The sequence below is a fragment of the Nonomuraea indica genome (genome assembly GCF_002850745.1).
GTDB lineage: Bacteria > Actinomycetota > Actinomycetes > Streptosporangiales > Streptosporangiaceae > Nonomuraea > Nonomuraea indica.
Window position 1 is genome coordinate 87208 of the sequence record NZ_KZ559476.1, and the last position, 19160, is coordinate 106367.

Sequence of the window (19160 nt, forward strand, 5' to 3'; positions counted from 1 at the left end):
GAGTTGGCCACCGCCCGATGCACCGGCTACCGGGCTCGCGACTTGGGCGGCCCGAAGGAGCGCCGCACCGCCTCTCCGTTCGCGCCCGGCCGGCCGAGGTCCTTGCCGTTGACCTGCAGCGTCACGGCGCCGCCGTCGCCGAGAAGCAGATTGATCCGCTTCTTGGCCCGCCAGGTCACGGTCTTGCCGGCCGCCAGCGTGCCGGCGAAGATCCTGCGGCCCTCGGCGTCGCGGACGTCGACGTAGGAGGAACGCTCGGCGCTGGCTTTGACGACGACCTGGCCCTTGACGGCCGTGGCGGGCTTGGCGCGGCCCGCGCCCTGCGCCGCGGGCGCGGTCGGCGCGACCGAGACCTGGACCCCGGCCGAGCGCACCTTCTCCGGCTCGCCGCCCATCACCCTGGCGACGCCGAAGACGACCACGATGGCCAGCGCCACGCCGAGCGCGGTGGTCCAGTTGGGTCCGCGCCGCTCGGCCAGCCTGATCCGGCGGTCGGCCTGGAACACCGCGGCCGCCCGCACCGGGGCGGGCGCCCCGCCGTTCTGCTCGTCGAAGAGATGGGCCATCGCCTCGGGATCGAGCCCGACGGCCCTGGCGAGCGCCTTGACGTGCCCGCGCTCGTAGAAGTCTCCTCCGCACTGCGAGAAGTCGTCACGCTCGATCGCGTAGATGATGGCCTCGCGGATGCGGGTGGCGGCGCTCAGCTGCGCGACCGTCATCCCGGCCGCCGCCCTGGCCGCCGCCAGCCTGGCCCCTATGCTCTGCTCCTCCACGACACGCGCCTCCCAGCCCCCGACGATGCGTAGTTAGTCATATTCAACCAGTAATCATCGGGCAGGGGAGCATCGGGGTCATTCGCCACGCAAGTCGGCCAGCAGCGCCGGCAGATCGTCGGGCTTCACGAGCACCTCACGGGCCTTGGAACCCTCGCTCGGGCCGACCACCTCGCGGCTCTCCAGCAGGTCCATCAGCCGTCCGGCCTTGGCGAAGCCGACGCGCAGCTTGCGCTGCAGCATCGAGGTGGAGCCGAACTGGGTCGTCACGATCAGCTCGGCCGCCTGGACGAGCAGGTCGAGGTCGTCGCCGATGTCCTCGTCGATCTCCCGCTTGGTGGTGGCCGCCGCCGTCACGTCGGGCCGGTATTCGGCCTGCATCTGCGTCTTGCAGTGCATGACGATCTCGGTGATCTCCTTCTCCGACACGAACGCGTTCTGGATGCGGATGGGCTTGCTGGCGCCCATCGGCAGGAACAGCGCGTCGCCCTGGCCGACGAGCTTGTCGGCGCCGGGCTGGTCGAGGATGACCCGCGAGTCGGTGAGCGAGGAGACGGCGAACGCCAGCCGCGACGGCACGTTGGCCTTGATGAGGCCGGTGACGACGTCCACGCTGGGCCGCTGGGTGGCGATGACGAGGTGGATGCCGGCGGCGCGGGCGAGCTGCGTGATGCGCACGATCGAGTCCTCGACGTCGCGCGGGGCGACCATCATGAGGTCGGCCAGCTCGTCCACGATGACGAGGAGGTAGGGGTAGGGCTGGTAGACCCGCTCGCTGCCGGGCGGCGGCTGGAGCTTGCCGGCCCGCACGGCCTTGTTGAACTCGTCGACGTGCCGGAACCCGCTGGCCGCCAGGTCGTCGTAGCGGCGGTCCATCTCGCCCACCACCCATTCGAGGGCCTCGGCGGCCTTCTTCGGGTTGGTGATGATGGGCGTGATCAGGTGCGGGATGCCCTCGTAGACCGACAGCTCCACGCGCTTGGGGTCGACCAGGACCATCCGCACCTCGTCGGGCGTGGCCCGCATGAGAATCGAGGTGATGAGGCCGTTGACGCAGACCGACTTGCCCGCGCCCGTGGCGCCCGCGATCAGCAGGTGGGGCATCTTGGCGAGGTTGGCGACGATGGTGCGACCCTCGACGTCCTTGCCGAGCCCCACGATCATGGGGTGGTGGTCGGCCTGCGCGACCTGCGCCCGCAGCACGTCGCCGAGCGCCACGAGATCCTTGTCGGCGTTGGGGATCTCCACGCCGATGGCGGACTTGCCGGGGATCGGCGACAGGATGCGCACGTCGGCGGACTTGACGGCGTAGGCGATGTTCTTGGTGAGAGCCGTGACCTTCTCCACCTTGACCGCCGGACCGAGCTCGATCTCGTAGCGGGTCACGGTCGGCCCGCGGGTGAACCCGATCACCTGCGCGTCGATGGCGAACTGCTCCAGCACGCTGGTCAGCGCGTTGACCACGACGGTGTTGGCCTTGGTCTGCGGCTTGGGCGGACTGCCCGGCTTGAGGAGCTGCAGGTCGGGCAGGCTGTAGGGCCCCGCCTGCGGCGACAGCACGAGCTGCTCCACCTTACGCGGGGCGGGGGTCGGCTCGGGCGGCTCCGGCGCCTCCGGCCTGCGCTCCGCCGGCGCGGGCGCCTGCGGCGCCGGCGCCTCGTCGACCAGACCGGGCACGATCTCCGGCGAATGGGTGTCGCGCTTGTCCTGGTCGGACAGCACCGGCGTGTCGTACGGCTTGACCAGGTCGCCCGCCTCCGCGTCGGGCTGCTTCTTGGGCCTGGACCGCTTCCTGGCCGGCTGGCCCGGCTCCCCGCCCGGCGCGTGCCGTTCGAAGAGCATGTGCCTGAGCTCCGCCAGCCGTTCGGGGATGCGGTGGACCGGGGTCGCGGTGATCACCAGGACGCCGAACCCGGACAGCAGCAGGAGCAGCGGGATCGTGATCCAGGACGGCAGGATGCTCATCGGCGGCGCCGAGACGATGAAGCCGATGAGGCCGCCCGCCTGCGAGACCCGGTCCATGCCGTCGTTGGCCGTGCCGGCGGGGTTGGGGTAGGGCACGTCGTTGGCCACGTGGATGACGCCGAGCACGCCGACGAGCAGCGCGCTCCAGCCGATGGACATGCGGCCGGTGTCGGCGTTCTGGTCGGGGTGACGCAGGTAGCGCCAGGCCAGCAGGCCGAGCAGCAGGGGCAGGGCCCACGCCAGCGAGCCGAACACGCCGCGCACCACGGTGTTGACCACGGTGGCGACGGTCCCTTCGGAGGTCCGCCAGGTCATCGCGGCCAGCACGATCGCGCCGGCGAGCACGGTCAGCCCCACGCCGTCGCGCCGGTGGGCGGGGTCGAGCTCGCGGGCGTTCTTGCCCAGGGCCCGAGCCATGCTGCCGACGCCGCCCGCGAGCAGCATCCACAGCCCCACGACGAGCTTGCCGATCATGGTGAACACCCAGCTGATCGGGTCGGGGTGGGTCAGGCCCGGCTTGCGGGAGGACGCCGAGCCCCTGGCCGGTCCCTTGGCCCTCGGGCGCGCCGGCGACGCGGATCCCCGCTTGGCGGAGGTCGTGCGAGACGAGGCCGACCGCTTCGCCGGCCCCTTCGGTGCGCTTTTCGGCGTACGGGTGGCCATGGTGCCAAAGGTACGTCGGAGACACGGCGGACGCACTCAGGCTCGCCGATGTCCTCGCCGATGTCCTCGCCGGTCTCCTCACCGGTGTCCTTGCCGGTGTCCTCGCCCGCTCTCAAGACCGGGAGCCCCAGCTCGGCTCTTCTCGGCAACCAGCAGGTGCCGGGCGGTCACAGTCTGACACCCTGAGAGTAACCGCAATACGACGCCGAGTAATGTTTCTAGGACGCACAGTGGACCCGACCCGCGTGTCGAGCAGGGCCTTCGACGGCACCCCGCACGCCCCGGCCGCCGCCCGGAGGTTCGTCCGCCGGGTGCTGGCCGACTGGCGCCTCGGCCACGTGGCCGACGACGCCGTGCTGTTGACCAGCGAGCTCGTCACCAACGCGGTGGTGCACGCGGGCACCGCCGTCGAGCTGACCTGCCGCCTCGTCCCGCACGCCGACCCGCCCGCGCTGGAGATCGAGGTCGGCGACCGCCGGCCGGCGCTGACGGTCGCCGAGCCCGGGCGCGGCCTCACGCTGGCCGGCATGCTCGCCGACGGCTGGGGCGTCACCTACACCGGCACCCGCAAGCGGGTGTGGGTGCGCCTGGAGCTGCCCGGGGGCCCGGACACCCGCCACGCGGAGCCGGAGCCGGCAGCGCCGCTGGAGACCCTCCACGTGGGCGTCGTCGTGACAGGGGCCGACGGGCGCGTGCTCTCCTGGAACCCGGGGGCGCGGGCCCTGCTCGGCTGGCCGCCGGAGCAGGTGGCGGGTCGCCCGCTGGGCGGCCTCCTCGCCCGCGACCGCACCGGCCTCCTGTCCCCCGGCCCGCCGTCGCCTCCGGCCGGGGCGTTCGCCGGCGGGCTGTCCTCCCTGGACCCGTCGCGGCTGGGGCGGTGGCGGGGTGAGGCGTGGATGCGGCACGCCGACGGCCGGCCGGTGCAGGTCTACGTGTCCCACGTGCGCGCCCGTGAGGGCTGCTCGGTCTGGATGGTGGTGCCGCTGGAGCATCGCTACGTCCTCGCCACCCCGGCGGCTCCGCTGCGGCGTGAGACGGCCGGCCGGATCAAGGACGTCCTCGGCCACGACCGGCCCCTGGCGGAGCTGCTCGACACCGTCGCCCAGATCGTCCACGCGGCCGGCGGGGGCGATGCCTCCTACGTTCTGCTACGCGACGACGACAACCGCTTGCCAGCCACGGGCGCCCCGCCCAGGACCGACGGGCGCGGCGCCGGCGGGACGCCGCCGCGTCCGCCTGACGGACGCCCGGCGGACGCGCGCGTGACCGGGCAGAGGGGCTCGCGGGCCGGGCACGCCGGCAGGGGGTTCGGGGTGGCGGCGGGGGCCGGGGCGACGGCCGGGCTCGTGGGCGTGCTGAGCACCGGGGTGTTCGGCACGGACCATCGCTCGCCGGTGGTCGTGGGCGACGTGCTGACGGTGGACGTGGAGCTGGCCCAGCGGTTGCGGGCCAGGTCGCTGGCGTGCGCCCCGCTCGTGGTGGCGGACGAGGTGATCGGCCATCTGGTGGTGACGGCCGCGGAGCCGTTCCGGTTCGACGACGAACTGGCGGAGGTGCTGGGGCACATCGCCGGCCAGGTCGCCGCCACCGTGCACCGGGAGCGGGCGGCCGAGCGGGAGCGGGCCCGGCACGGACGGCTGTCGTTCCTGGCCGAGGCCGGGGAGCTGCTGGCGGGCGCTCGCGACGAGGAGCTGATCGCCGCCCTGACGGCCCAACTCGTGGTCCCCAAGATCGCCAGCTGGGCGGCGGTCTACCTCACCGACCTGGCGGGCATGACGCGGCTCGCCCACGCCTGGCACAGCGACGAGCGGCTCAACTCCGACCTGCGCCACTCCCTGCCGGCCATCCCGGCCGTCCCCGTCCCACCGGGAGCGTCCGCGCCGGCCCCCGACCAGGACCGGGAGGCGATGACGCCCTCCGAGCGGGGCGCTCAGGCGGCGTCCCTCGCCCGGGCGGACGACGGGCCCCCGCCCGCGCGGCCTCTCGCCGGGCCGGACGCGCCGGTGGAGACGCTCCCGGGGCGGCGGGAGGAGGGGGCGTGGCCGATCGGGGAGGAGACCGTGCTGTCGTTCCCGCTGCTGACGCAGGGACGCTCGTACGGCGCGCTGGTGATCGGGCGGGTGGAGCCCACGCTGCCGCTGGAGCTGGCCGGCCTGCTGACCGACCTGTGCCGCCTGGTGGCGCTCAACCTGCACACGGCGATGCTGTACGCGCGCCAGGCCACCACGTCGCGGGCGTTGCAGCGTGGCCTGCTGCCGGGAGATGTGGCGAGCATGCCGGGGGTGGAGTCCGCCGTCGTCTACCAGCCGGCCGAGGAGGGCGCCGACGTGGGCGGCGACTTCTACGACCTGTTCGTGGTGGGCGACCACTGGTGCTTCGCGCTGGGCGACGTGTGCGGCTCGGGACCGGAGGCCGCGGCGGCCACGGGGCTGGCCCGGCACGCCGTCCGCCTGCTGGCCAAGGAGCGTTACACGGTGGCCGACATCCTGCACCGGCTCAACCGGACGCTGCTGGAGGACGTCGAGGAGGGACGGTTCCTGAGCCTGCTGTGCGGCGAGCTGGCGCCGCTGCCGGGCGGCGGCGCGCTGTGCACGGTGGCGTGCGCCGGGCATCCGCCGCCGTTGCTGCTGCGGGCGGACGGCACGGTGCGGGCGGTGGCCACCCCGCAGCTGCTGCTCGGGATCGAGCACGACGTGCGGTTCTTCGCCGAGACGTTCGAACTGGCGCCCGGCGAGGTGCTGCTGTGCGTCACCGACGGCGTGACGGAGCGCCGCTCGGGCGGGCGCCTGCTGGATGACGACGACGGCCTGGCGCGACTGCTGGCGGGCTGCGCGGGGCTCAGCGCCCACGCCGTCGCCGAACGGGTGCGGCAGGCGGTCGAGGAGTTCGCCGCCGAGCCGTCGAACGACGACGTGGCGCTGCTCGTGCTGAAGGCGACGGCGCCCGCCGGGACGCGGGCGCGCGCCGTGCCCGCCGACTCGCCGCCCGGCCTGGCCGCGCCGCCTGCGGCGCCGTGACCCGGCGGAGGGCGACGGCCCGCCTTCGGCGCTGACCGGGCCGAGGGTGACGGCCTGCCGGGCGAGTCAGGCGGGGAAGCGGTAGGTGGTGGTGGAGGTGTGGCGCTCGCCCGGCCGCAGCACCGTGGAGGGGAAGTGCGGCTGGTTGGGCGAGTCGGGGAAGTGCTGGGTCTCCAGGCAGAACCCGGCGTGCGGCCCGTACGGCGTGGCGACGCCGTCGAGCATGCCACCCGCGTAGAACTGCACGCCGGGCTCGCTGGTGGTGACCTCCATGGTGAGCCCGCTGCCGGGCTCGGTCACCGAGATGCCGCCGTCGAGGACGAAGCAGTGGTCGTAGGCGCCGTCGTAGCGGGCGCCGATGGCGTGCGGCGTGGTGAAGTCGAACGGGGTGCCGTCGACCTTGGCGAGCTCCCCCGTCGGGATCTTGTCGGCGTCGACGGGCAGGTAGTGACCGGCGTCCATCCGCACCACGTGGCCGAGCACGTCGCCGCCGCCGGCGAGGTTGAAGTAGGAGTGGTTGGTCAGGTTGTGCACGGTGGGCGCGTCGGTCTCGGCGGTGTAGTCGAGCCGCAGGGCGTCGCCGTCGAGGGTGTAGGTGACCGTGGCGCGCAGCGTGCCGGGGTAGCCCTGGTCGCCGTCGGGGCTGGTCAGGCTGAGGGTGACCGACGAGTCACCGGCGTCCTCGACGGTCCAGACCTTGCTGTCGAAGCCCTCGACGCCGCCGTGCAGGCTGTTGGGCCCGTTGTTGCGGGGCAGGGTGTAGGTCACGCCGTCGAGGGTGAAGGCGCCGCCGGCGATGCGGTTGCCGTACCTGCCGACGACCGCGCCGAAGTAGCGGCTGCGCGTGCGGTAGTCGTCCAGCGTGTCCAGCCCGAGCACCACGTTCACGCCGGACACCTCCAGCGACTGGAGCACGGCGCCGTAACTGAGCACGGCCGCACGCAGCCGCCCGGAGGACAGCTCGAAGCGCTCGACGCGCTCCCCCGACGGCAGCGTTCCGAACATCATGTATGTGCCTCTCCCGTGGACTCGCGGACGATGAGGGTGGTCTCCAGCATCGTGACGCCCGTGGCCGCCTGCGAGTCGACCGACTGCAGGAGCATGTCGACGGCGATGCGCCCGGCGGCGGCGGTGGGCATGGCGATGGTGGTCAGCTTGGGGCGGCTCAGCCGGCCGGCCACGATGTCGTCGACGCCGATGACGCTGATGTCGCCCGGCACGTCCACGCCCCGCTCGGCGAGCCCTTCGATGAGGCCGATGGCGACCAGGTCGTTGTAGGCGAGGACGCCGGTCGCGCCGGAGGCGATGACGTCGGCGGCGGCGGCCAGGCCGCCCAGCTCCGTCGGCTGGTTGGGGCCGAGGAAGGCGACGTCGACGTCGCGCGTCGCGGCGGCGGCCTCCTGCATCTCCTTGCTGGTCCACGACCCGCTGGGCCCGGTCACCAGGGCCAGCCTGCGGTGGCCGAGGGCGGTGAGGTGCTCGAAGGCGAGCCGGGCGCCGCGCGCCACGTCCATCAGGACCGTCGCCATTCCCTTCACCCTGCGGTTGACCAGGACGAACGGCACCTCCTCGCGGAGCCGCTCGATGGTGCGGTTGGTGAGGCGGGGGCTGCACAGCAGCACGCCGTCGACCTGCTTGGTGAGGGTCTGGATCAGGTCTTCCTCGACCTTGGGGTCCTCGTCGGTGTCGGCGACGAAGACGTGGTAGTCGCGCAGCCTCGCCTGCTCCTGCGCCGCCTTGATGAGCGGCGGGAAGAACGGGTTGGAGATGTCGGCGACGATGAGGCCGAGGTTGTGGGTGCGTCCGGTGGTGAGCGCGCGGGCGGCCCGGTTCGGGCGGTAGCCGAGGTCGTCGGCGACGGCGAGGACGCGGGTGCGGGTCTCGGGGTTGACCAGGTGGGGGGCTGAGAACGCCCGCGACACCGTGGAGACGTGCACACCGGACGCCCGGGCCACGTCGCGAATCGTCACCGCCACGCTGGGCCTCCTCCGACCATGGCTTGTACTTTAGTGCAAGCGTTTGTATCGCTGTCAATGAACCGGCGCCGGGGCCACCGACATCGCCGGTGCCACCCTATCCCTCATCAGTTCGGTGGTGTATGCCCCGTGACAGACGACCATGGCTTGACGTTGCCGGAACCGAACCTCAATACTTTTTGCAACCGGTTGCCGAACCCGAACCCCAGGAGTAGTGAAAGATCCGATGACGCGAACACTGGTGACCGGGAGCGCCGGCCGGCTCGGGCGCAGCGTGGTCACCGCATTGGCGCAGGCAGGTCATGAGGTGATCGGGGTCGACGTCGTGCCCGGCACCCCCGCGGAGGCCGCGCACACGCTGCCGGCCGACCTGACGGACCTGGGCGAGGCCTACGACGTCATGGCGCGCTTCCGCCCCGACGTGGTGGTGCACCTGGCCGCGATCGCGACCCCGTTCAGCCGGACCGAGGGCCGCATCTTCCGCACCAACACCCAGCTCGCCTTCAACGTGTGCGAGGCGGCGGCCCACACCGGGGTCGGCAGGGTCGTCGTGGCGAGCAGCCCGACGGTCATCGGCTACGGCGCGCCGCACGGCTGGCGGCCCCGCTACCTGCCGATCGACGAGGACCACCCCGCCGAGCCGTGGAACGCCTACAGCCTGTCGAAGCTCGTGGCCGAGCAGACGATGGCGGCGTTCGCCCGTAACTCCGAGACGAGGTTCGCGGCCGTGCGGCCGTGCTTCGTCGTCGCTCCCGAGGAGTGGGCAGGAGCCCCCACGCAGTCGGGCCACACCATCGCCGAGCGGCTGGACCGCCCCGAGATCGCGGGTGTCTCGCTGTTCAACTACATCGACGCCAGGGACGCCTCCGACATGATCGGCGTCCTCATCGAGCGGCTGTGGGACCTGCCCAACGGCGAGGTGTTCTTCGCCGGCGCCGCCGACGCGCTGGCCCGCGACCCCCTGGCGGAGCTGCTGCCCGCCGTCAACCCCGCCACCGCGGCGAGCGCCGCGGGCCTCACCGGCACCTCGCCGGCCTTCAGCTCCGCCAAGGCGGAGCGGATGCTCGGCTGGACGGCCAAGCGCGACTGGCGAAGCGAACTGGAGATCGGATGAACCTCAGCGGGATCCTCTTCTTCCCGATAACGCCGTTCACCCCCGACGGCGCGCTGGCCGAGGACGTCCTCGCCGAGCACATCGGGCGCGGGCTGGCGCACGGCCCCGGCGGGGTGTTCGTGGCCTGCGGCACCGGCGAGTTCTCCGCGCTGTCGGAGGACGAGCACCGGCGCGCGGTGGAGGTGGCCGTCGCGACGGCCGCCGGCTCCGTGCCGGTGCTGGCCGGCGCGGGCGGCCCGCTCGGCTCGGCGCTGCGCCAGGCGCACGCCGCCCGCGAGGCGGGCGCCGACGGGCTGCTGCTGATGCCGCCCTACCTGGCCAAGGGCCCGCACGACGGGTTCGTCGCCTACGTGCGGGCCGTCGCCGAGGTGCTGCCGGTCATCATCTACATGCGCGGCTCGGTGGTGCTCACCCCCGAGCAGGTCGTGGAGCTGGCCGGGGTCCCCGGCGTGATCGGGCTCAAGGACGGTCTCGGCGACATCGACCTCATCCAGCGCATCGTCCTGGCCGTGCGGCGGGAGGTCGGCGACGGCTTCCAGTTCTTCAACGGGCTGCCCACGGCCGAGCTGACCATGGGCGCCTACCGGGGCATCGGCGTGGAGCTCTACTCCTCGGCGGCGTTCGCCTTCGCGCCGGACATCGCCACCGCCTACTTCCACGGCGCCCGGCAGTTCCTCTCCGAGTTCTACGAGCCGCTCGTACGGCTCCGCTCCAAGGTGCCCGGTTACGCGGTGTCGCTGGTCAAGGCCGGGGTGCGGATCAGCGGCCTGGAACCGGGCGCGGTGCGCCCGCCGCTGGTGGACGCCTCGCCCGAGCACGTGGCCGAGCTGGAGGCGCTGATCAAGCACGGACGATCGCTGATCCCCCATGATTCGTGACCTCTCGGTCAGCGCCCGCACGGTGGCTCTGCCCCGGCCGTGGGGTCCGGACGTGCCCGCCAACCACGTCCTCGTCGTCCGGATCACGCTGGACGACGGCCGGACCGGCACCGGATTCTCCTGGACGCCGCAGATCGGGGCGCGGGCCGTCCAGGCGCTGCTGGAGCACGACATCCGTGAGGCCGTGATCGGGCTGGACCCGCACCCCGAGGTCGTGTGGGACCGGCTCTGGCGGCACCTGCGCGAGGCGGGCCCCGGCGGGATCACCACGGTCGCGCTGGCCGGCGTGGACCTGGCGCTGTGGGACCTGCGCTGCGGTGACCGCGGGCTGGTCGACGTGCTGGGCCGGCGCAGGGACACCGTGCCGGTGTACGGCAGCGGCGTGAACCTGCACTACCCGCTGGAGGAACTGGTCGCCCAGGCCGAGCGGTGGAAGGCCGCCGGCCACCCCGCGGTCAAGATGAAGGTGGGCCGGCCCGACCTGCGCGAGGACGTGGAGCGGGTGGCGGCCGTGCGCGAGGTCGTCGGGCCCGGCACGCTGCTGATGATCGACGCCAACCAGCGCTGGGACCTGCACCGGGCCCGCCGCGCCGTCGACGCGCTCGCCCCGTACGGTCTGCACTGGCTGGAGGAGCCGCTGCCCGCCGACGACGTCGCGGCGCACGTCGAGCTGCGCCGCTCGGTGGACGTGCCGATCGCGGTCGGCGAGAACGTCTACACCGTCTACGGCTTCCGCGACCTGCTCACGGCGGGCGCCTGCGACGTCGTGCAGCCGAACGTGGTGCGGGTGGGCGGGATCACGCCGTTCCTGCGGATCACGGAGCTGGCGCGGGCGTTCGACGTGCCGGTCTACCCGCACCTGCTGCCCGACCTGTCGGCGCAGCTCGCGCTGACGCTGCCGCTGCCGTGCATGGCCGAGGAGGTCGAGGACGCCTCGTTCGCCGCGCTGGGGCTGCTGGCCGAGCCCTACCCTGTCAACGTCGCTGGCGGGCGGCTGACCGTCGGCGAGCACCGGGGCCTCGGGCTCCGCTGGAGGTGAAGAGCATGCGGGTGGTGCTGGCGGGCACGCGGGGGTTCGGCGCCCACTATCTGGAGCGGCTGCGCGGGCTGACGGGCGTGGTGGAGCTCGTGGGCGTCTGCGACACCTCGCCACCTGACCCGGAAGCGCTGCACGGGCTGGGCGCGCCGGAGTTCTCCACCGACCTGGCGAGTCTGATCAAGCGGACCGGGGCGCGGATCGCCGTCCTGGCCACGCCCATCCCGACGCACGCCGAGCTGACCCTGGCCGCCCTGGACGCGGGGGCGCACGTGCTGGTGGAGAAGCCGACCGCGGCCACGATGGCCGACTTCGAGCGGATGGAGCGGGCCGCGGCCGAGGCGGGGCTGGCCTGCCAGGTCGGGTTCCAGAGTCTCGCCTCGGCAGCGATCCCCGCGGTGCGCGAACTGGTCGATTCTGGGGCGATCGGCCGGGTCACCGGCATCGGGGTGGCCGGGTCGTGGCCGCGTCCGGCGTCGTACTTCACGCGCAGCGCCTGGGCCGGCCGGCGCCGCCTGGACGGCGTGGACGTGGTGGACGGGGCACTGACCAACCCGTTCGCGCACGCCGTGGCCACCGCGCTGGCGGTGGCCGGGGCCGAGGAGCGCGACGCGGTCGTCTCGGTGGAGACCGAACTGTTCCACGCCAACGCGATCGAGTCGGACGACACCTCCGCCGTCCGGGTGACGACGGCCGGCGGCACGCCCATCGTGGCCGCGGTGACGCTGTGCGCGGCCGGACGCGACGAGCCCTACGTGGTCGTGCACGGCGAGCGGGGCAGGATCAGGCTCACGTACACGCTGGACGAGGTCCAGGTGAACGACGAGCCGGTGCGGCGATTCCCCCGGCACGACCTGCTGGTGAACCTCGTCGACCACATCCGCACGGGCGCCGATCTGCTGGTGCCGATCGCCAGGACCGGGGCGTTCATGCGGGTCATGGAGGCGATCAGGGTGGCGCCCGACCCGCTGCCGATCGCGGCCGGGCATCAGGACCGCTCGGGTGACGGCGTCGTGCTGCCCGGCGTCGCCGAGGTGGTCGAGGCCTGCGCCGAGCGGCTGGAGCTGTTCTCGGAGCTGGGCGTGAGCTGGGCGGTGCCGCTCGTCGCGGCGGGCGAGGTCGTGGCCGAGTACGTGACGCGGCCCGAGCTGCCGCTGACCGAGTCGCCCCGGCCCTACCTGCACCCGGTGCGCACGCTCGGCGGCACCGTGGTGACCGAGGTGCGGCCCGACGACCACCCGCACCACCTGGGCGCCGGGGTGGCCGTCACGGACCTGGGCGGACGCAACTTCTGGGGCGGGCGCACCTACGTCCGCGACCGCGGCCCGGCGTGGCTGGACGACCACGGCGTGCAGCGGCACGTGGCGTTCACCGGGCGCGACGGCTCCGGGTTCGCCGAGACGCTGCTGTGGGAGCGGCCCGGCGAGGACCCGCTGGTCCGCGAGGAGCGCACCGTACGGGCCGTGGCGCTGTCGCGCGGCTGGGCGCTGCGGTTCGGCTTCGCGCTGCACAACCTCACCGGCGCGCCGCTGACCGTGCGCAGCTCGGCCACCAAGGGCCGGGCGGGCGCGGGGTACGGCGGCTTCTTCTGGCGGGCACCGGCGGGCTCGCCGGAGTTGCGGGTGTTCTCGGCGTCCGCCGAGGGCGAGCGGGAGGTGCACGGCTCGCGCGCGCCGTGGCTGGCGCTGTCGTCGCAGGCGTGGACGCTGGTGTTCGCGCAGGAGGACGACCCGTGGTTCGTCAGGGTCGCCGAGTATCCCGGGGTGGGCACCGCGCTCGCCTGGGACACGCCGCTGACGTTCGAGGACGTGCTGGCCCGCGAGGTGACCGTGGTCGTCGCCGACGGGCGGCTGCCCGCCGGCGACGTCGCCGCGCTGGTCGCGGAGGCCGGTGCGGCGGCTACCGGCTGAGCCGGTCGGCCAGCCAGGCGAAGGCGTGCTCCTGCATGGGCAGGTCGAAGGCGTGCGGGGCGTCGTGGAAGGCGCCCTCGTAGCCGCCGTCGGGGTAGTGGCGGGCGATCGTCTCGTGGGCCCGCCGCCTCCCGGCCGCCGGGGACAGCTCGTCCCGTTCGGCGTACAGCACCAGGAGCGGGTCCGGGGCGCGGGCGGCGACCAGCGTGGGGTAGTCGCACAGGCGTGACAGGCCCGGCGGGTAGAGCATCCAGGTGTGCCGGGTGACGTGGCAGTCGAGCATGTCCCGGTACGAGGACACCATCGCGGCGATGGCGACGGCCCGCACGCCGGGGTCGAACGCGCCGAGCAGCGCCGCCCGCAGCCCGCCGCCCGACAGGCCGACGCAGCCGACGGGTCCGACGTTGGGACGGTGGCGCAGGTAGGCGGCGGCGGCCAGGTCCTCGCCCGCCACGACACCGGCCAGCGACGTGCCGAGCAGCGTGCAGTACTTCTCCAGCAGGTGCTCGTGCTGGGCCGCCGCGCGGTCGTACCGGTCGGCCTCGGACAGGTGCTCCGGCGGCTGCTCGGGTGGGTCTTCGCGTGAGTGCTCGCGCGGGTTCTCACGCGGGTTCTCGCGTGGGCGCTCGGGCGGGTGCTCGCGTGGGCTTTCGGCGCGGGCGAGGGCGGCGATCGGCTCCGGCATGGCGTCGAGCGGGAAGCGCCGGCTGCCCCAGCCGAGCACGTCGTGCGCGAGGACGGCGAAGCCGCGCCGGGCCAGCTCGCCCGCGTAGGCGCGGCCGCCGTAGATGTCGCGGCGCAGCCGCAGGACCTCGGGCGAGGGCGGCTCGGGGCCATCGGCGATCTTGTCCTTGCCCGCCCACTTCATGCCCGCGTGGCAGTGCAAAGCGACCACGCCCGGCAGCACGCCGGTGACGCCGCGCGGCCGGAGCAGGTAGGCCCGGGTGCGCGGGCCGTACCCGACCGACCACGACAGCTCCTCGCCGCTGATGTCGCCCGCCTCCCAGGCGCGCTCCACGCGGACGTCCTCGGCCACGAGGTCGAGCACCCCGACGGCCTCCCGGGCGGCCCGCCGCAGCGCGGGGCCCGGGACTGCGTCGGGGAAGACGCCGCGCTGCCGCACGGCCAGTCCGGCCAGCCCGGAGAACTCCCCCAGGTGCCGCAGCCCCGACGACGGCACGAGCGGCTCGGACGGCCCGGAGGGCGGGGAGGGGTCGGACGGCTCAGGCATCGGCCAGGCTGGTGCCGTCGCCGGTCAGCGTGACGGGCAGGCCGGTGGCGGCCGAGCGGTTGGCGGCGACTCCCACGAGGACGCTGCGGATGCCGTCGCGGTAGCCGGCGGGCCGGCCGAGCGGGTCGTCGCCGGGGCCGCGGAAGACGTCGTCCAGCAGCAGCCGGTCGCCGCCGCCGTGGCCGCCGACGCCCTGCTCGATGGTGATCTCCTCGGCCTGCTGCCAGTGGCGGTGCAGGGTGAGCCGCTCCCAGGCGTCGGTCGCGTGCTCCTTGCGGGCCGCGCTGGGGTCGATCGCCGCCTGCGGCGGCGTCCAGGCCCGCTCGCACACCTGCAGCTCGATGCGGCCCTCGGTGCCGTTGAAGACCACCCGGTAGCCCTCGTACGGGGCGTGCGCGGTCAGGGAGTAGGTGAGCGTGGCGCGGTTGGCGTAGCGCACCAGCACCGACATGTTGTCGTCGATGGTGACGCCCTCGGCGAAGACGTCCTGGTCGCGGATGTAGCCGTCCTCGTGCTCGGCGTCCAGGTAGAGCCGCTTGAGCCGCGGGTCGGCGGAGATGTCGAGCAGGAACGGGTCCGCGCCGAGACCGGGCGCGCCGTGGGAGCGCGCCGGACGCTCGCCGCGCGGCCGGGCGGCGCCGTAGAAGCGCAGGTCGGCCTGGGCGAAGACGAGCTGCGGCGCGGCGTCGAGCCACCAGTTGACCAGGTCGAAGTGGTGCGTGGACTTGTGCACCAGCAGGCCGCCGGAGCTGGCGCGGTCGCGGTGCCACCGGCGGAAGTAGTCGGCGCCGTGGATGGTGTCGAGCGCCCAGTCGAAGTGCACCGAGGTGACCTCGCCGATGGCGCCCTCGCTGATCAGGCGCTTCACGGCGGAGTTGCGCGGCGAGTAGCGATAGTTGAAGGTCACCACGAGCTTGCCGGGGGCGCGTTCGGCGGCGGCGGCGATGGCGGCGCAGCTCTCGGCGTCGATCGTGAGCGGCTTCTCCACGATGACGTCCTTGCCGGCGTCCAGCGCGGTGACGACGTACTGGGCGTGGGCGGCGTCGACGGTGCAGACGACGACGGCGTCGGCCAGGTCGAGCAGCTTGCCGAACTCGCCGGGGGCGAAGCACGGCACGTCCCGGCCGATGCGTTCGACGTAGTAGGCCATGCGGGCCCGGTTGGTGTCGCAGAGCCCGGCGATCGTGCCGGTGTCGCTCCAGTCGCCGAGCAGCGCGTCCACGTACATCTGGGCGCGGTGGCCGAGGCCGACGAAGGCGTACCTGGTGCTCAACTTCTCTCCCCGAGTGTCGAGATGGGCCGGCTGGGGGCCGGCTGGCCCCCAGCCGGGTCCGGCTGGGCCCGGTCGTGCCGGGGCCGGTGGATCGCGTGGCTCAGCCGGCGAGGGCGGCGTTCGCCTCGGACAGGAACTTCTCGGCGCCCGCGTCGGGCGTCGTCTTGCCGAAGAGGACCTCCTCGGTGTTGCGCTTGAGGATGTCCTCCATCTCCATGGCGCCCTTCGGCGGGGCCACGATGGGGCTCAGCTCGCCCTTGACCTCGTCGATGAAGGCCAGGGTCTTCTGGTCGACGGCCGGCAGCTTGTCCTTGACCGTGGCCAGCACCTTGGTGTTGGTCGGCAGGCCGCGGTCGCTCAGCAGGATGGAGGCGGCGTCGGGGTCGTTGACGAGGAAGTCGATGAATTTGTGCGCCTCGGCGGAGTGGTCGCTCTTGGCCGAGGCGGTGTAGAACATCGCCGGCTGGAGGAACATCCCGCTCGCGGACGCCCCCTCCGTCTTCGGCATGCGCAGCAGGGTCAGCTCCTGGCCCGACGCCTTGGACAGGGCGTTGAGCTGGTTGCTCCACCACATGCCCATCGCACCGGCGTTGGTGGCCAGCAACGACTGCTCGGGGCCCGCCGTCAGCAGCTCGGAGCTCTTGGCCGCCTCGGGGGCCGCCTTGGCCTGGATGAGCTGCTGGTGGATGGCCCACCATTCCTTCAGCGTCGCGGGAGACACACCGATCTTGTTGCCGTCGTAGAACTTCTCCCCCTTCTGGGCGGCGAAGATCTGCAGCCAGGCGGGGTTGTAGTTGTACTCGGCGCCCGTCGTACCGTCACCGGAGGCGCTGATCTGCTTGGCCAGCTCGATCCACTGCGGCCACGTCCAGTCCTTGTCCTCGGGCATCTTCTGCTTGGCCTTCTCCAGCACGGAGGGGTTGGCCACCATGGAGAAGGTGTTGACGCCGGTGGGGATGGCGTACTGCTTGCCCTCGATCTGGCCGCTGGTGAGCACCTGCTGGTCGAGGTCGCCGGTGGTGACCTTGCCCGCCAGGTCGGCCAGCGCGCCGCGGCCGGCGTACTCGGCCAGGCCGCGGATCTCGATGCTCATCACGTCGGGCGCGTCGTTCGCGGCGACCTTGGTGGCGAGCTTCTCGTAGTAGCTGTCCCAGTTGGAGAAGTCGCCCTCGACGTCGATCGTGGGGTTCTTCTCCTCGAACTTCTTGATGACCTCTTCGGTCAGCTTCTGCCGGGCGTCGCTGCCCCAGTAGGCGAAGGTGATCGACACCTTGTCGCCGCCACCGCCCTCACCGCCGCTGTCGCCGCTGCCGCAGGCGCCGGCGGCCAGCATCACGGCCGCGGTGGCCGCGGCCATGGTCCACTTCTTGTTGCGAGAGCCGAGGTTCACAGCTCTACCTCCTCTTGGATGAGTTGCGGGGGGTGAAGAGGGCTACTTGAGGCCGGTGGTAGCCACACCGCGGATCAGGTACTTCTGGCCGGCCAGGAAGAAGCCGAAGATCGGGCCGAGGGACACGATCGACATCGCGAACATCGGGCCCCACGACGACTCGCCGCTGGAGTCCAGGAACTGGCGCAGCGCGACAGCCACCGTGAGGTTGTCACTGTTGGTCAGGTACAGGTTCTGGCTGAAGAAGTCGTTCCACGTCCAGATGAAGGTGAAGATGCCGGTCGTGGCCAGGGCGGGCATGCACAGCGGCAGGATCACCTGGAGGAAGACCCGCCAGTAGCCGGCGCCGTCGATGGCGGCGGCCTCGTCCAGCTCCCGGGGCAGGGTGCGGATGAACTGCACCATGAGGAAGATGAAGAAGGCGTCCGTCGCCAGGAACTTGGGCACGACGAGGGGCCAGATCGTGTTGATCCAGTCGAGGTTGGAGAACACGATGTACTGCGGCACGACGGTCACGTGGTGCGGCAGCATGATCGAGCCCAGCATGATCGCGAACCACAGCTTCTTCAGCGGGAAGTTGAGCCGCGCGAAGGCGTAGGCGGCCAGCGAGCAGGCCACCAGGTTGGCCACCACGCTCAGGCCCGTGATCACCGCGGAGTTCCACAGGTAGTAGCCGAAGGAGTGCTTCAGCGCGGTCCAGCCCTCGGAGTAGTTCTCCAGGGTGACCTCGCTCGGCCACAGGCCCGGCTCACGGAAGATGATCTCCTCCGGCTTGAGCGAGCTCGACACCATCCACAGCAGCGGGTAGAGCATGAGCAGGCCGAAGCCCAGCAGGAGGGCGTGCTTCAGCAGCCTGCCGCCACGCACGGGGCGGAACAGGAACGGCACGGTGCTGCCGCCTGCGTTACTTCGTGTCGCCATAGAAGACCCAATACTTCGACGCGAGGAAATTCACGCCGGTCAGCCCGGCGATGATGAGCAGGAGGACCCAGGCCATGGCGGCCGCGTAGCCCATCTCGTAGCTCTTGAAGCCCTTGAGGTAGAGGTAGAGCGTGTAGAAGAGCGTGGAGTCGACCGGCCCGCCGTTGCCGCCGCTCACGATGAACGACTGCGTGAACGACTGGAACGACTTGATCACTTCGAGCACGAGGTTGAAGAAGATGATCGGCGTCAGCAGCGGCAGGGTGATCGAGCGGAACTGGCGCCACCGGGTGGCCCCGTCGACCGAGGCGGCCTCGTAGTAGCTCTGCGGGATCTGCCGCAGGCCGGCCAGGAAGATGACCATGGGAGCGCCGAACGTCCACACGTGCAGGAGGATCAGCGTGCCGAGCGCGGTGTCGGGGTCGGACACCCAGCCGGGTCCGTCGATGCCGACCAGCGCCAGCAGCGAGTTGACCAGGCCGTCGGCGCCGAAGAGCTTGCGCCACAGGATGGCGATGGCCACGCTGCCGCCGAGCAGCGAGGGCAGGTAGTAGACCGAGCGGTAGAACGGCAGCCCGCGCAGCCCCCGGTCCAGTGCCAGGGCCAGGCCCAGGGCGAAGGCGAGCTGCAGCGGCACCGACACGACCACGTAGATCGTCGTCACCTTGAGCGAGGTGATGAACCTCGTGTCCTCGGTGAACATCTTCGTGTAGTTGTCGAGCCCGACCCAGGTGCCCTCCTCCAGGAGGCTGAAGTCGGTGAAGGACAGGTACAGCGAGGCCAGGATCGGCCCCACGGTGATCGCGAACAGCCCCAGGAACCAGGGCGCCAGAAAGACGTAGGCCGTACGGGCCTCACGCCGGCGGTGCGCGCTCACCCGGGGCGCGCGACGCCGGCCTCCCGGCTGCGGCGGAATGCTGACGAGCACCCGCTTCGGGGTCACGGAAACCGAATCAGACATGGATTCATGCATCCCTCATTCCAGGGCCTCCCCGGCACGGCGGGATTGGATA

At 72.4% G+C, this 19160-nt stretch carries 14 protein-coding genes; 5 read left to right on the top strand and 9 right to left on the bottom strand.

The features are described 5' to 3' along the window. Positions 1–26: 26 nt before the first annotated feature. Both CXR44_RS26050 and CXR44_RS26055 read right to left on the bottom strand, forming a co-directional pair. Positions 27–773, bottom strand: coding sequence for a helix-turn-helix domain-containing protein (locus CXR44_RS26050; RefSeq protein WP_101788750.1), 747 nt, complete (start codon positions 771–773; stop codon positions 27–29). A 78-nt stretch (positions 774–851) separates the two neighbouring features. After that, complete coding sequence (locus CXR44_RS26055; protein WP_245899412.1) at positions 852–3212, bottom strand: DNA translocase FtsK; 2361 nt, start codon at positions 3210–3212, stop codon at positions 852–854. A gap of 419 nt (positions 3213–3631) precedes the next feature. On the opposite strand from CXR44_RS26055, the gene CXR44_RS26060 reads away from it, so the two are divergent. Then, entirely contained in the window at positions 3632–6418 is a 2787-nt protein-coding gene (locus CXR44_RS26060) for a SpoIIE family protein phosphatase (protein ID WP_101788752.1), read from the top strand. Positions 6419–6484: 66 nt separating this feature from the next. Here the strand turns inward: CXR44_RS26060 and CXR44_RS26065 are convergent, their stop codons facing one another. Then, positions 6485–7426 carry an aldose epimerase family protein gene (locus CXR44_RS26065; RefSeq protein WP_101788753.1) on the bottom strand — a complete coding sequence of 314 codons (942 nt, stop codon included), beginning with the start codon at positions 7424–7426 and terminating at the stop codon, positions 6485–6487. Then, a complete protein-coding gene (locus CXR44_RS26070) occupies positions 7423–8394 on the bottom strand; it encodes a LacI family DNA-binding transcriptional regulator (RefSeq protein WP_101788754.1) in 972 nt (323 codons plus the stop codon). Before CXR44_RS26070 ends, CXR44_RS26065 begins: the two co-directional genes overlap by 4 nt. Before the next feature lie 226 nt (positions 8395–8620). Here CXR44_RS26070 and CXR44_RS26075 point away from each other — a divergent pair, with 226 nt between their 5' ends. The 4 genes from CXR44_RS26075 to CXR44_RS26090 are packed head-to-tail and all read left to right on the top strand — an operon-like array spanning position 8621 to position 13332. Continuing rightward, positions 8621–9508, top strand: coding sequence for an NAD-dependent epimerase/dehydratase family protein (locus CXR44_RS26075; protein ID WP_101788755.1), 888 nt, complete (start codon positions 8621–8623; stop codon positions 9506–9508). Then, complete coding sequence (locus CXR44_RS26080) at positions 9505–10386, top strand: 5-dehydro-4-deoxyglucarate dehydratase (protein ID WP_101788756.1); 882 nt, start codon at positions 9505–9507, stop codon at positions 10384–10386. Before CXR44_RS26075 ends, CXR44_RS26080 begins: the two co-directional genes overlap by 4 nt. Beyond that, positions 10376–11425, top strand: coding sequence for a mandelate racemase/muconate lactonizing enzyme family protein (locus tag CXR44_RS26085; protein WP_101788757.1), 1050 nt, complete (start codon positions 10376–10378; stop codon positions 11423–11425). Before CXR44_RS26080 ends, CXR44_RS26085 begins: the two co-directional genes overlap by 11 nt. Positions 11426–11430: 5 nt before the next feature. Then, positions 11431–13332: a DUF6807 family protein gene (locus tag CXR44_RS26090; protein WP_101788758.1), complete on the top strand. Its 1902-nt coding sequence runs from the start codon at positions 11431–11433 to the stop codon at positions 13330–13332. Here CXR44_RS26090 and CXR44_RS26095 read toward each other — a convergent pair. The 5 genes from CXR44_RS26095 to CXR44_RS26115 all read right to left on the bottom strand — a co-directional run bounded on the left by CXR44_RS26095 (position 13322) and on the right by CXR44_RS26115 (position 19108). Beyond that, positions 13322–14563 carry a dienelactone hydrolase family protein gene (locus CXR44_RS26095; protein ID WP_101788759.1) on the bottom strand — a complete coding sequence of 414 codons (1242 nt, stop codon included), beginning with the start codon at positions 14561–14563 and terminating at the stop codon, positions 13322–13324. The genes CXR44_RS26090 and CXR44_RS26095 overlap by 11 nt on opposite strands. Then, positions 14556–15836: a Gfo/Idh/MocA family protein gene (locus CXR44_RS26100; protein ID WP_101788760.1), complete on the bottom strand. Its 1281-nt coding sequence runs from the start codon at positions 15834–15836 to the stop codon at positions 14556–14558. The genes CXR44_RS26095 and CXR44_RS26100 overlap by 8 nt, the downstream gene beginning before the upstream one ends. Before the next feature lie 100 nt (positions 15837–15936). Then, positions 15937–17226: an ABC transporter substrate-binding protein gene (locus tag CXR44_RS26105; protein WP_101788761.1), complete on the bottom strand. Its 1290-nt coding sequence runs from the start codon at positions 17224–17226 to the stop codon at positions 15937–15939. A 42-nt stretch (positions 17227–17268) separates the two neighbouring features. Next, positions 17269–18147 (bottom strand): carbohydrate ABC transporter permease, encoded by an 879-nt coding sequence (locus CXR44_RS26110; RefSeq protein ID WP_101788762.1) that lies wholly within the window; start codon positions 18145–18147, stop codon positions 17269–17271. Continuing rightward, a complete protein-coding gene (locus tag CXR44_RS26115; protein WP_101788763.1) occupies positions 18131–19108 on the bottom strand; it encodes a carbohydrate ABC transporter permease in 978 nt (325 codons plus the stop codon). The genes CXR44_RS26110 and CXR44_RS26115 overlap by 17 nt, the downstream gene beginning before the upstream one ends. Positions 19109–19160: the final 52 nt, after the last annotated feature.

Excerpts from the sequence above, each read along its gene's own strand:
- CXR44_RS26055 (WP_245899412.1), bottom strand. The coding sequence starts at position 3,212 with ATGATCGGCAAGCTCGTCGTGGGGCTGTGGATGCTGCTCGCGGGCGGC.
- CXR44_RS26075 (WP_101788755.1), top strand. The coding sequence starts at position 8,621 with ATGACGCGAACACTGGTGACCGGGAGCGCCGGCCGGCTCGGGCGCAGC.
- CXR44_RS26115 (WP_101788763.1), bottom strand. The coding sequence starts at position 19,108 with ATGTCTGATTCGGTTTCCGTGACCCCGAAGCGGGTGCTCGTCAGCATT.
- CXR44_RS26110 (WP_101788762.1), bottom strand. The coding sequence starts at position 18,147 with ATGGCGACACGAAGTAACGCAGGCGGCAGCACCGTGCCGTTCCTGTTC.
- CXR44_RS26095 (WP_101788759.1), bottom strand. The coding sequence starts at position 14,563 with ATGCCTGAGCCGTCCGACCCCTCCCCGCCCTCCGGGCCGTCCGAGCCG.
- CXR44_RS26080 (WP_101788756.1), top strand. The coding sequence starts at position 9,505 with ATGAACCTCAGCGGGATCCTCTTCTTCCCGATAACGCCGTTCACCCCC.
- CXR44_RS26090 (WP_101788758.1), top strand. The coding sequence starts at position 11,431 with ATGCGGGTGGTGCTGGCGGGCACGCGGGGGTTCGGCGCCCACTATCTG.
- CXR44_RS26065 (WP_101788753.1), bottom strand. The coding sequence starts at position 7,426 with ATGATGTTCGGAACGCTGCCGTCGGGGGAGCGCGTCGAGCGCTTCGAG.
- CXR44_RS26085 (WP_101788757.1), top strand. The coding sequence starts at position 10,376 with ATGATTCGTGACCTCTCGGTCAGCGCCCGCACGGTGGCTCTGCCCCGG.